This window comes from Paenibacillus sp. FSL R5-0341, from assembly GCF_037975235.1.
In the GTDB taxonomy this organism is placed as follows: Bacteria; Bacillota; Bacilli; order Paenibacillales; family Paenibacillaceae; genus Paenibacillus; species Paenibacillus amylolyticus_A.
The window spans coordinates 2,914,158-2,926,830 of record NZ_CP150241.1; the positions used below are offsets into that span (position 1 = coordinate 2,914,158).

At 43.2% G+C, this 12,673-nt stretch carries 11 protein-coding genes; 10 read left to right on the forward strand and 1 reads right to left on the reverse strand.

Annotated elements, in window-relative coordinates:
• The first annotated feature begins 66 nt into the window (after window positions 1-66).
• The 5 genes from MKX75_RS13095 to MKX75_RS13115 all read left to right on the forward strand — a co-directional run bounded on the left by MKX75_RS13095 (window position 67) and on the right by MKX75_RS13115 (window position 7,163).
• A complete protein-coding gene (locus MKX75_RS13095; RefSeq protein ID WP_047842804.1) occupies window positions 67-972 on the forward strand; it encodes an ABC transporter permease subunit in 906 nt (301 codons plus the stop codon).
• 15 nt (window positions 973-987) lie between these two features.
• Entirely contained in the window at window positions 988-1,878 is an 891-nt protein-coding gene (locus tag MKX75_RS13100; RefSeq protein WP_076330982.1) for a carbohydrate ABC transporter permease, read from the forward strand.
• A gap of 92 nt (window positions 1,879-1,970) precedes the next feature.
• The gene (locus MKX75_RS13105; RefSeq protein WP_339169909.1) at window positions 1,971-3,719 is read left to right on the forward strand and encodes a histidine kinase; all 1,749 of its coding nucleotides are present in this window, start codon (window positions 1,971-1,973) and stop codon (window positions 3,717-3,719) included.
• Between the two features lie 4 nt (window positions 3,720-3,723).
• Window positions 3,724-5,403, forward strand: a complete 1,680-nt coding sequence (locus tag MKX75_RS13110) for a response regulator (RefSeq protein ID WP_339169911.1) — start codon at window positions 3,724-3,726, stop codon at window positions 5,401-5,403.
• 119 nt (window positions 5,404-5,522) lie between these two features.
• Window positions 5,523-7,163, forward strand: a complete 1,641-nt coding sequence (locus MKX75_RS13115) for an extracellular solute-binding protein (RefSeq protein ID WP_339169913.1) — start codon at window positions 5,523-5,525, stop codon at window positions 7,161-7,163.
• A gap of 88 nt (window positions 7,164-7,251) precedes the next feature.
• On the opposite strand, the gene MKX75_RS13120 is transcribed toward MKX75_RS13115, so the two are convergent.
• Entirely contained in the window at window positions 7,252-7,512 is a 261-nt protein-coding gene (locus MKX75_RS13120; protein ID WP_062834214.1) for a hypothetical protein, read from the reverse strand.
• 307 nt (window positions 7,513-7,819) lie between these two features.
• On the opposite strand from MKX75_RS13120, the gene MKX75_RS13125 reads away from it, so the two are divergent.
• From MKX75_RS13125 to MKX75_RS13145, 5 genes are all read left to right on the forward strand, one after another.
• Window positions 7,820-8,572, forward strand: coding sequence for a TrmB family transcriptional regulator (locus MKX75_RS13125; protein WP_062834215.1), 753 nt, complete (start codon window positions 7,820-7,822; stop codon window positions 8,570-8,572).
• Between the two features lie 125 nt (window positions 8,573-8,697).
• The gene (locus MKX75_RS13130; protein ID WP_339169916.1) at window positions 8,698-9,861 is read left to right on the forward strand and encodes an MFS transporter; all 1,164 of its coding nucleotides are present in this window, start codon (window positions 8,698-8,700) and stop codon (window positions 9,859-9,861) included.
• Between the two features lie 338 nt (window positions 9,862-10,199).
• Window positions 10,200-11,150, forward strand: a complete 951-nt coding sequence (locus tag MKX75_RS13135; protein ID WP_339169917.1) for a hypothetical protein — start codon at window positions 10,200-10,202, stop codon at window positions 11,148-11,150.
• 289 nt (window positions 11,151-11,439) lie between these two features.
• Window positions 11,440-12,006 (forward strand): sugar O-acetyltransferase, encoded by a 567-nt coding sequence (locus MKX75_RS13140; protein ID WP_339169918.1) that lies wholly within the window; start codon window positions 11,440-11,442, stop codon window positions 12,004-12,006.
• 38 nt (window positions 12,007-12,044) lie between these two features.
• Window positions 12,045-12,647 carry a sugar O-acetyltransferase gene (locus MKX75_RS13145; protein WP_339170451.1) on the forward strand — a complete coding sequence of 201 codons (603 nt, stop codon included), beginning with the start codon at window positions 12,045-12,047 and terminating at the stop codon, window positions 12,645-12,647.
• Window positions 12,648-12,673 lie beyond the last annotated feature (26 nt).

The window sequence follows — 12,673 nt, forward strand, 5'->3', positions numbered from 1 at the left end:
AAATAGCCCACACTATTGCGGTGATCTGGCTGCTCCTATAATAAACGTTGAAGGAGGAGTCAGCTTATGCGTTCCAACTACAAACAATTTATCCGAAACGTTCCGCTTCATCTCATGATTCTGCCTGGACTGCTCATTATTATTGTATTCGGTTACATTCCGATGGCGGGACTTTCTATTGCCTTTCAGAATTTCTCTCCCATTGCCGGATTCAAAAATATGAATTGGGTGGGTTTGGACAATTTCAGGTACCTGTTCGATCTACCGGGATTCTCGCAGGTTGTATGGAATACGGTATTTATATCGACGATGAAAATTGTTTCCGGCTTGGTAATTCCGGTACTTGTAGCCTTATTGCTCAATGAGGTTCGCAAGACAGGTTTTAAACGAACGATTCAGACCGTAATCTATATGCCTCACTTTTTCTCATGGGTTATTCTGGCGGGAATCATCGTGGATGTGTTATCTCCAAGCACCGGGATCGTTAATATGTTGTTGAAAGCTGTGGGGATTGACCCGATTCAATTTCTGGCCAGTAATGAGTGGTTCCCTTACATACTTGTTATTACAGATCAATGGAAAGAATTCGGATTTGGTACGATTATCTATCTCGCTGCCCTAACTAATATTGATAAGTCTCTGTATGAGGCCTCTGTTATGGATGGTGCAGGAAGATGGAAACAGACATGGCATATTACACTGCCAGGCATTCGCCCGATCGTAATTTTGATGGTAACGCTTAGTCTGGGTAACGTACTCAACGGCGGCTTTGACCAAGTGTTCAACCTCTATAATCCATTGGTATATGAATCAGGAGATATTCTGGATACGATGATCTACCGAATCGGCTTGCAGGATGCACAGTATTCTGTATCGACAGCGTTGGGTCTAATCAAATCTGTCGTTTCCTTCATTTTTATCGGACTTGGTTATTTCTTGGCCTATCGGTTTGCGAATTATCGGATATTCTAGAAAGGAGGCAGAATCATGCACCACGCTTCAAGAGCCTATCGGTGGTTCCTAGGGTTTAACTACGTCATCCTGACGATTCTTGCCTTGTTATGCCTGTTCCCGATTGTGAATATATTAGCGATTTCCTTTAGTTCGAGTGATGCGGTCAAAGCGGGGAGTGTCACATTCTGGCCTGTGGATTTTACATTGTCCTCCTATCAATACATTCTGGAAAATCAGCAGTTCCTGAACTCTTTCGGCACGAGCCTTCTTCGTGTAGTTCTGGGGGTTACGACCAATCTGATCTTTACGATTCTGGTAGCTTATCCGCTCTCCAAAGAGGCTGCGAAATTCCGTTCAAGAACGTTCTATGCCTGGCTTTTTGTATTCACCATGCTGTTCAGTGGAGGATTGATCCCGGGTTATCTGGTGGTTAAGGAAGCGGGGCTGTTGGATTCCATCTGGGCTCTGATTCTGCCGGGTGCCGTTCCGATCTTTAATGTGCTCCTTATGCTCAACTTCTTCAGAGGTTTGCCGAAGGAGCTTGAAGAAGCCTCCTGGATGGATGGGGCAGGACATTTTCGCACACTATGGAGCATTTATCTTCCGATCTCTCTACCAAGTATCGCAACCATTACGTTGTTCGCCATGGTAGGACACTGGAACGCCTGGTTCGATGGCATGATCTACATGAAGAGTCCAGAAGGCTATCCGCTCGCTACGTATCTTCAGTCCATGTTACAGCAGGTGACGATGATCCAGAGCGAGATGATGACGCTGGAGGATGCGACGCTCTTAAGTCAGGTATCGGATAGAACGACTCAAGCTTCCCAGATCTTTTTGTCCGTTATTCCGATCCTGCTCGTGTATCCGTTCCTGCAGCGGTATTTCGTCCATGGGCTTGTTGTCGGCAGTGTAAAGGGATAAGATCGATAGGAGGAAAAACCGTTGGGAGGAAGGAGCCGATTTCTGGCTCCTTTTTTGCAATTTAAGAGAGTGAGGAGAGGAGGAGGGAAATATTGCGATTCATCCGGGGGAGATGGAGGGAGTCATCCATTGTTGTCAAACTGATGATTGCTTTTGTACTGGTCATTCTACCCTTGTATGGGATAAGCATTATGATTACGCAAGTCAGCTCCAAACAAATGCAGACGGAGGTGGAGAAGGCGCATGAATCCAAATTGTACTTCTACCATAATCATCTGCAATTCGAATTGGAGCGAATGAGTGCGCTGGTGACCGAATTTTCATTTGATGAACCCATGTCCACGCTAAGTACACGAGCCGCGATTATGAGCAGGTATGAAGTTACGTCCAGTCTGAACAATATCCACAACAAGCTGAGTCAGATCATGGTAACGAGTCCTTACATTAGTGATGTCGTGTATTACGTTCCCGCTCTGCATAAACGGGTCAGTGCGGCGGACGGAATTCGGGACGTGGAGGATACCGAGTGGAAGAATCTGCTCGCCACGATGGGCAATCTGAATGGCGAATTATCGCATTCCAATAAAGATCTCTATTTCCTGAAAAGTAATCCATATAACATGAACCATGAGGAACCGCCCAATTTCATATTAGGAATACGCTTGTCTGCTGAAGAATTGAAACACCGATTGCAACAGCTGTCGGAAACGGGTGAAAGTGAGATTACACTGAGTTTCGGTGAACAGCAGCATGTGGTGATCTCTTCATCTGAGCAGTCTGCACCTGTAAAACCGATTCGAACTGTTTCGCCTGAACCGTCCGAGTCCATGCAAGTTACGAAGTTTCAATCTGATCCATATCTCTATTATTCATTACATGATAAGGATCACTCGTTCACGCTGACAGCCACTATTCCACAAGATGTGCTTAGGGCACCACTGGAACAATACAAATTGTGGTTATGGATGGTGACCTTTATGTCGATTGTCATCATTATCATCTTCTCGTTTTCAATTTACAGATCGATTCATCAACCTTTATCGGTACTTATTCGAGGATTCAGAATGGCAGAGCAGGGCCAGACAAGCGTACATATTCCTTCATCCAGAAGGGATGAATTCGGCTATTTGTACTCTCGATTCAACCATATGATAGAGCGCTTACATATTTTGATCGATGAGAATTATGTTGCACGGATTCGAACAAGTGAGGCAGAACTCAAACATCTGCAATCCCAGATTCAACCTCACTTTTTATACAACAGTCTGTTCAGCATCAAGCAAATGGCGGAAGTGGAGAATGTGGAGCTCATTCAGGAATTCACCGACTATCTGGGTCAATATTTCAGATACATGTCCCGGGATTCCCATAGCGAAGTATCGTTAGGGGCTGAGATTGACCATGCGCTGGTCTATGCATCGATTCAGAAAATTCGGTTTGGTTCCAGGATTCAATTGGAATTGGAGGATCTGGATGCGAGGTACAGAATGATTTCGATTCCCAGAGTCATCATCCAGCCAATCGTAGAAAATGTGTTCGAGCATGCACTTGCGAAGCGTAGTCAGGGAGGTACTCTACAGCTTTCATACCAACAAGTCCAGGGATACCTGTCCATTCGTATTGAGGATGATGGGGATCAATTAACAGATGAAACCTTGAATTACCTGCAATCTGCCTTCGAGGAAACAGAGCGGAAACATGGAAACGAAGAGATAACCGGACTCATGAATGTGAATCAGCGCTTAAGAATCAAATTCGGGGCCGCCTATGGTCTTACAGCGCAGCGAAGTGAGCTGGGTGGGTTGTGCATTCTAGTGAAAATTCCATGGAAAGGGGAGTAGCGTTATGCAGCGGATGCTTATTGTAGATGATGAACCCGTTATTTTGGATGGACTATACGCTTTCTTTCAAAAGGCGAACTTTCAAGACATGGAGATTATTAAAGCGTACTCTGCCTTTGAAGCCATCGATTGGCTGAACTCGGTCAAGATTGATATTGTACTCAGCGACATCTGTATGCCTGGTATGGATGGTATGCAATTGATCGAGCAGATTATGGATCGGTGGCCACGATGCAAGGTTCTGTTGCTGACTGGTCATAACGAATTCGATTATGCACACCAAGCCATTCGTAACCCTTGCGTTGTGGATTACCTGTTAAAGACAGAGGGAATGAGTCACATTCGAGCTGCGGTAGAACGGGCGTTAACACAGATATCGGAAGAGAATGATTTTCGCTACCAAGCTGCATGGTTTCGTAGTAAATTGCCGCGAGCGTTGCCCCAGTTACAGCGTCAACTGTTACTGGATGTGCTTAAGCGAACGGATAGACATGATATCGCTTCACTTCAGGAAGAACTGGATGCTGTACAGCTGCCTTTTGAATCCGATCAACTCGTTATTCCTGTGATTATACGGGTAGAGGAGTGGAATAACTATCAGTCTCAGGCGGATCGTAGTCTCATCCGCTATGCGGTTGCCAATGTTGCGGAGGAGCTGCTGCAAGACAAGGCTAAGGTGAAGGCGATTGATCTGGACGCTCAGGTCATCGCGTGTTTTATTCAACCGCAGGAAGAGCTTCATTCACACATGTCTACTACACAAGTGGGACGAGGGAGTCAGCTGGACAGCTGGAATCAGAGCCTTCGTTTTGTCTATGGCACACTGGAGTCCGTGCAGCAATCCTGTGCGGACTGTCTGAACCTGTCTGTATCCATCATGGTCAGCGAGCAGGCGGTAGAGTGGATCAGGGTTAATCAGGCTATTGCGCAACTACGTCTGTCGGTTCATGAGAGTCCGGGGCTAGGGATGGAGAAGCTGCTGCGTGTCAATATCCAGGACGAATTGCCTTACACGCCTAGCATTATGAATCAACAGGGTGTGGTCGTACTGCATTTGGATCAGATCAAACAGCGAATAACCTCCGGTGACTCAGAATGGATAGAGTCTTTCCACAAATGGACCGAGGCTGCGAAGGAAGGGCTTCAAGATCCGTTCTTCCGCATGAAAACGTATACGGGTGCAGCGAGTGTACTCATTGAAGCTATGCACGAATTGGGGTTGTATGAGTCGGCAATGGAAGAAATATCGCTTTCCCGAATGCTGCATTTTGACATCCATACCGCATGGTCCGATCTGGTCATCTTTTATCAATCTGCATACGAATGGATGATCTCCAAACGAAGTGATGCCCGCCTGAATGACCAGTCACAGATTCTGATTACGATCCATCATTATATCAAGCACCATCTGGAGGATGACCTCTCACTCACACGGATCGCACAGGAAGTCTCTCTTAACCCTTCTTATCTGTCGCGTTGGTACAAACGGATTACAGGCAAAGGCATATCCGACTACATCCATGACCGCAGAGTAGAGCGAAGTAAAGAGTTGCTTCTGGGTTCTTCCTGCAAAATGCATGAAATATCGGCAAAGGTTGGATTTAGCGATCAGCATTATTTTTATCGTTTCTTCAAAAAAGCAACGGGCTGTACCCCTCAAGAGTATCGGGATCAGAAAAGTTAGATCATGTCTCAAATGGTAAATCAAAGATACTAGATGTCAACGGGATACACTCGAAGTGATAGCGCTTTCTTTATAAAATAAAAATATACCTCACGGGAGGAGAAAAAAGGGGGATTCGCATGAATATATCATTCAAGAAGTTCTCATTATTAACGTTAACCATGGTGCTGGCCACCACGCTTGCAGCCTGTTCGTCTGGTGCGGGAAGTGCCGAGAATGAAGCTGAGCCGAACACACAGCAGGATGCAGGAGGACCACTTACGAAATATGACCCACCCATTAAATTGACTTCCACCATGAATGAAACGGGGAAAGAATCGCTCGCCCAAGGAGATACACACGCCAATAACATCTGGACTAGAGGGTACAAGGATGAACTTGGTATTGATGTAACGTACGAATGGATTGTTCCGGATGCCAATTATAACGATAAGATGAATGTCACGCTCGCGAGTGGTGATCTGCCGGATGTACTGAAAGTGAGCGCTGTTCAATTCGAACAACTTCATGAAGCGGGAATGCTGGAAGATCTGACCGAAGTATATGACAAGTATGCATCCGAACTGGTGAAGGAGTTCATGTCCGCTGAAGATGGAGCAGGTTTGAAACCGGTAACGAAGGATGGCAAAATATACGCCATGGTGAGCTTCCCAGGCTCGCTGGATTCCTCGGATATGATCTGGATTCGTCAGGACTGGCTGAAAAAGGTCAGTCTTGAAGCGCCCAAGTCCATGCAGGATGTCATCCAGATTGCAGAAGCCTTTACCTTCGAAGATCCAGACGGAAATGGCAAAGACGATACGTATGGCATTGCCTTGAACAAGGATTTGCCTATCAATGCGTTCTTGCTTGGCTATCATGGTTATCTCGAAACCTGGATTAAGGATGCTTCAGGTCAAGTCGTGAACGGAACGATCCAACCGGAAGTGAAAGAAGGATTGCGTGAGCTTCAGACTCTCTATCAGAAGGGGGTACTTGATCCCGAATTTGGCGTGAAGGATTTTGCTAAAATGATGGAGGATGTGAATGCAGGCAAGTCAGGCATGTTCTTCCTGCCACAATGGGCACCTTTTCAGGTTAGCAGCATGATTAAGAAAGACCAGAACATCGACTGGATGGCTTACCCGGTTCAATCGATTGATGATCAGCCAGCCAAAACACAGAATCATCTTAGTCTGGGCGGTATATTTGCCGTTCGCAAAGGCTACGAGCATCCAGAAGCGTTAGTTAAGCTGCTCAATTTCCAGGCTGAAAAAATGTTTGGTGAGTCTGCCAAGGAAGAACGGGCTGCTTATTTGAACGGACTGACGGGTCTTGGTTTTCATAATGCGACGGTCTCCAATCTGCCAGCCAACAAAAATGTGAAAGCACAGGATGAAGTAGAGCAGGCGCTCAAGACAGGAGATACGTCCGGACTGGAACTCGAAGCGAAGCTGTTCTATGACGATATTATGGATTATCGGAATGGAAATCTCGACAAGTGGCACATGGAGCGCATCTTTGGTCCAGAGAGTTCACAAGGTGTTATTAAATACTATCGGGATAATGACTTGATTGTCATGAATGAATTCATCTACGCACCAACGAGAACAATGAATACGAAGCAAGCTACACTGGATAAACTGAGAGCCGAGACGTTTCTGAAAATCATCTATGGTAACTTGTCGATAGACGAGTTCGATAACTTCGTTGCCAATTGGAAGAAACTTGGTGGAGATCAGATCACACAGGAAGTGAATGATACCATCGCTGCTAACTAATAGAATGATTGGATTCATATCATCCAAGAACGAAAAATGAGAAAATGGTGCTCTCCCCAAAGGGAGGCACCATTTTTATGCTTTTTGATCATTTGCGTTTCAATAACAGAATGCCACTGATTTCTGACGTTTTGTAGCGGTATACCACTTTGAATCCAATATCATTGTCCAGCAAGCAGTTCAGTGCATTGATCAGGCGTGCACCGGGAACCAATGTAAATGTACATGGAGACGTATTACCAATCACACGCACACTTTGGATTCTGCGCGCAGAACCGGGAACGAGCGGATTTCTAGACCAATAGATTAATACCAGATCCGGCTGTGGAACAGCATTGACACGAGCCATCTAATCATCTCTTTTCTATTAAAGGTTCTTAATAGTAGATGATAAGGTGAGGAAAAGGTGTTAGACGGAAGACATGCTATTTAATAAACAGACGGATACAACGATGAACTCCATGATGAGATACAGTTTTCCCAGTTCGTCGATGGTTGCTTATTTATTCGTAGAATGCTGTTTCGATGGCAACTTACCACCGGGAGTTCCCTTGCCGTTGATTTTATAGGTCAGGGAGGACATACTGGACATGGAAAGTGTAGCCGTCTAAACTAGATAGACCAGACACAATAAGAAGGGATGCGCCGATCCACACATGTTGCAGAAATTCGGGTTTACACAATATGAAAGTCAGGTATATGAGGCTATATTTGCGCAGGATGAACCACTTGATGCCACATCCATTGTTAATCACTCCAACGTTCCCAAAGCCAAGATCTATGAAGTGCTCAACCGGCTGATCGACAAGGGAACGGTGCTGACAACGATGGATGGGAAGAAAAAACTATATATGGCAGTGGATCTTCAGTCCATTATTCATAAGATCAAGGCTGATTTTGAGAAAGATATTGAGGAATTGAAGAGTTACAAAATCAAACGTACCTTCACGGACGAGCATATCTGGACGTTGAAGGATGAGTCATCCATTGCTTCGAATATTGAACAGCTTATCGAGGAAGCAGACTCATCCATTCTTTTTCTGGCCTGGAATGAGCGAATGGAGAAATATCGTGAACTGCTGGAGCAGAAGGAACAACAGGGAGTATATGTTGAAGTGCTTGCTGTTGGGGGTATGGAGACATCCTTAACCCGGAAATACTCGTTGATTCCATTACTTGATGCGCCGGAACCTTCACAGCTGCTCATTGTAGATCATGCCTATTTGTTGTTTGCTGGTGTGGAACACGATTCATGGAGAGCCATCAAAACGATGTCCAAACCGATTGTCAAAGCCATGACCGATTATTTCTATCATGATGTTGCGCTTACTCAAATTACGAAAAAATACGGTGATCAATTGTTACAAGATGCTGAAATCGAGCGACTGTTAACCAGGTTGATCTATTAAAACTATTCTCTCGGAGGATAGTTTTTTTGTTATATCTACGTATGAAAACGATCATGAAAATAACTATTGAAACTTTCAGTTTTATAGGTTACTATCGTAGTTGTAACTTTTGAGGAGGATTCAACATGAATAAGAAAGTATACGTGCTTGCTATTGCAGCATTTGTGGTCGGAACCGTTGAATTGATTTTGGGCGGCATTCTGGACCTAATTGCTACAGATCTTCATCTTTCACTGGCGAAAGCCGGGTATTTAATTTCTATTTTCTCACTGGTCTATGCATTGTCTGCACCGATCTTATTAAATATGACGGCCAGATTTGAACGTAAAAAAGTATATATGTGTACGTTGTTTGTATTTCTGATCAGTAATCTAATCTCTGCATTCAGTACCAGTTTTTATATGCTGATGGCGGGTAGAGCACTCGGAGCCGCAACGGGTTCACTTATATTTGTACTCTCCCTGACACTTGCAGCGCGCATTGTGGAACCACAGTATAAAGGACGCGCCGTGGGGATCATAACCATGGGAGGCAGCGCATCACTTATCCTTGGTGTACCACTTGGTATCTTTGTAGGCAACATGGCAGGCTGGCGTGAGGTGTTTATATTGATTGCTGTTCTGACCGCAGTGGTTATGGTAGCGATCTGGATTGCAATGGACCGTGTGCAGCCGATTCCTGCTGTATCCCTGAAGAAACAGCTTACGGCGCTGTGGAATCCGAAAATGTTGGCAATCCATGCTACGACTTTGCTGGTACTCGCCGGTCACTTGACTTTATATGCGTATTTCACGCCATTTCTGCAAGAAACGCTGGGAGCCAGCGCGACGATGGTTACCTTTATCTATATGATGTTTGGTATCGCCGCTGTGGCAGGGGGAGGCATCGGAGGCATGTTATCTGATCGTCTGCATCCTGCTAAAGCGATTGTCATTGTGCTGATTCCCTTTATCGTGAGTATGGCTGTCATTCCGTTCAGCGTAGGATTGCCTTTGATCGCCTTCTTGCTGCTGTTAAGCATCTGGAGTGCACTGAGCTGGACCGTTACGCCCGTTCAGAATAGTCTCATTATCAAAACTTCACCGGAGACAGCAGAAACGCTAATCAGCACTAATTCAGGTATTGCACATGCAGGTATTGCACTGGGGACCTATATCGGTGGTATAGTTATCGATCATTCATCGATTCTGAACACCGGATGGGTTGGTTCTGTTCTGATTTTGCTTGGTTTGGTGTCTGCCATCTATGCCATTAGCGTTAAGGAAAAAACCGTTCAGGCGGTTGCTTAGAATAAAATACGTAAGCATAGTCTAACCCGCTACATTCCCATAGTTTATGGGAATGTAGCGTTTTTTTATTTTATCGATGGAAAAGATCGTTCTTCCATGAAAGCAACAAATTAGTGTCTTTTGTTTACCTGACTAAGGCGATTACTGATGCACTTTGGGGCTTTCATATCGGAATAAAATATTCTTTAATCAACGTCCTTGGCTGTCGCAAAATATCGTGAACTAATTAACCTGTATTTTCGTTTTAGGATTAGAAGGCAGAAAAATACAGCAAATTAACTACGTTTATCGTACAATAATATTTGCTACATAAAATATACGAACTAGGAGAGTGTACTTTGAAAAAGAAATTTTATTTAATACTTGTCCTTATCTGCTCAGTATTTATCTTAGGAGGATGTAATGACATCGATTTAACCAAAGAAAAAGATATAATACTTAAATTAATTGAATCTGATCAATGGTCTGAAGCCAAAATGAATTTAGAAAAAGAGGAGTTTAAAAGCATAGAGGACTATCAGGCGTTATATTCTTATGTTGATGCAAGAAATGACTACATTAATAATGAAAATGGAAACATATCATATGAACCAATTATATCAAAATTAAGAAGTATAGATTTAGATACATACAATGGCGTTTTGAAAGCAGAGATCGAGGGTTTTAAAGATGAGTTAATAGAGGAGAGAGATAAGTTTTATAAGGATTTTTATGCTAAACAAAGTAAAGAAGAAAAAGAGAGTAGAGAAGAAACAATAAAAACACATAAACAAGAAGATAAAATAGTTGCTAAAGAAATCAAAAAAAAAGTGTCTAACCTTATAAAAAATAGAGATTATGAAAGTGTACTAGATCTGATTATTCTTCATACTCATCTTGACAAAGATATTTATAATCTATACATCTTTGCTTCAGCACAATTGGAAAGAGAAAAAGGTGATGAGCAATCGATGATTGATTATTTAGAATTGATTCCTATGGCGTATGAAGGAGAGTATGCTAGTCTAATTTCAGATTATAAATTATCGATTCAACCTAAAGATAAATGGCTTGCAGCTGAAAGATACATAAGTGAAATTCGCGAAAAACCTATAGAAGAAAAAGAAAGAATTATGGTTTATTTACCCGCCATTGGCATGACTGCAGCTGAAATGAGAATCTCAAGTTGGGGAACCCCAAAGAAAATCAACAAAACCACGTATGAGTTTGGTATACATGAACAATGGGTGTACTCTGATTATCGTTATGTTTATCTTGAGGACGGAATAGTAACAGCAATTCAAGAGTAATTAAAATTACTTGAAAATTTTTTTTAATGTCGAAAAACATGTGAATAAGAGCATGGCTTCATTAAAAGTCGCTAAACTGTAGCGGCTTTTTCTCGTTGTATCCTATTCGAGTAGTGATGATATAGGTAAATAAAGTTCAAGTGTTTTCTGCTATCTAATCATGTGTAATTAATCTACTTTCATGTGCAGCAACACTTGCTTTATCCAACGTAATCTATATAATTAAAATAGTTTTAAAAAGTATTGTCTAATGTCAACATACACGATGTGTACCAAGGGAGCGGTGATCATGACTACGAAGACGGAAAAACAAAAAATGTTGGATGGCGAGCTGTACATGGCTTCGGATCTCGAATTGTCTGAGGACAGGGAGTATGCAAGAAGAATGACACGGACGTTCAATCAAACGACGGAAACAGACGGGGAGCTTCGCACCAAGTTATTGAAGGAATTGTTGGGATCTACAGGTGAACACCTGAGTATGGAACCTAATATTCATGTGGATTATGGATATAACATTCATGTAGGCAATCATTTTTATGCCAATTTTAACTGTACGATATTAGATGTGTGTGAAGTTCGTATTGGAGACCACTGCTTAATGGGGCCGGATGTACATATCTATACGGCTACTCATCCACTCCATCCGCATGAACGCAATACGGGTGCAGAATATGGCAAGCCAGTCACGATTGGCAATAATGTATGGATTGGTGGTAGAGCCGTTATTAATCCGGGGGTTACCATTGGAGACAACGTGGTCATTGCTTCCGGGTCTGTGGTTACAAAGGATGTTCCGGATAATATGATCGTTGGCGGTAATCCTGCTAGAATCATTAGAGAGATTGAGCTTTAACTTATTTTAGATTGAAGATGGGAAGTGCTTACGAAATGATGACTGAAAAAGAAAAATCTCAATTAGGGCTCTTATATAATGCCAATTACGATAAAGAGTTGATTGAAGAGCGTCTACACGCCAAAGGACTTTGTTACGATTATAACCAGCTCCATCCCGCCAAGATCAATGAAAGAGAAGCGTTAATCAAGAAACTGCTGGGGAAAACGACAGACCGTTTCCTGATTGAACAGCCATTTGTATGTGATTACGGCTATAATATTGAAATTGGTGAGAACTTCTATAGCAATCATAATATTGTCATGCTGGATGGAGGAAAAATAAGTTTTGGAGATAACGTTTTTGTTGCTCCCAATTGCGGATTTTATACTGCAGGCCACCCTTATGATGTTGAGCAGCGCAATGAAGGTCTGGAGATCGTTGGACCCATCACGGTGGGCAATAATGTATGGATCGGTGGCGGTGTGACAGTTCTTGCCGGAGTGACGATTGGAGATAATACGATCATCGGCGCAGGGAGCGTAGTCACCAAGAGTATACCGTCTGGCGTGATTGCTGCGGGTAATCCTTGCAGGGTCATTCGCAAGATAACGGAAGAAGACAAAACAAAGTACAGCAGGGATGTAGTGAAGAACATATAGTGAAGAATAAATAGTGAACAATGTGA

Excerpts from the sequence above, each read along its gene's own strand:
- MKX75_RS13095 (WP_047842804.1), top strand. The coding sequence starts at position 67 with ATGCGTTCCAACTACAAACAATTTATCCGAAACGTTCCGCTTCATCTC.
- MKX75_RS13100 (WP_076330982.1), top strand. The coding sequence starts at position 988 with ATGCACCACGCTTCAAGAGCCTATCGGTGGTTCCTAGGGTTTAACTAC.
- MKX75_RS13110 (WP_339169911.1), top strand. The coding sequence starts at position 3,724 with ATGCAGCGGATGCTTATTGTAGATGATGAACCCGTTATTTTGGATGGA.
- MKX75_RS13115 (WP_339169913.1), top strand. The coding sequence starts at position 5,523 with ATGAATATATCATTCAAGAAGTTCTCATTATTAACGTTAACCATGGTG.
- MKX75_RS13120 (WP_062834214.1), bottom strand. The coding sequence starts at position 7,512 with ATGGCTCGTGTCAATGCTGTTCCACAGCCGGATCTGGTATTAATCTAT.
- MKX75_RS13125 (WP_062834215.1), top strand. The coding sequence starts at position 7,820 with ATGTTGCAGAAATTCGGGTTTACACAATATGAAAGTCAGGTATATGAG.
- MKX75_RS13130 (WP_339169916.1), top strand. The coding sequence starts at position 8,698 with ATGAATAAGAAAGTATACGTGCTTGCTATTGCAGCATTTGTGGTCGGA.
- MKX75_RS13140 (WP_339169918.1), top strand. The coding sequence starts at position 11,440 with ATGACTACGAAGACGGAAAAACAAAAAATGTTGGATGGCGAGCTGTAC.
- MKX75_RS13145 (WP_339170451.1), top strand. The coding sequence starts at position 12,045 with ATGACTGAAAAAGAAAAATCTCAATTAGGGCTCTTATATAATGCCAAT.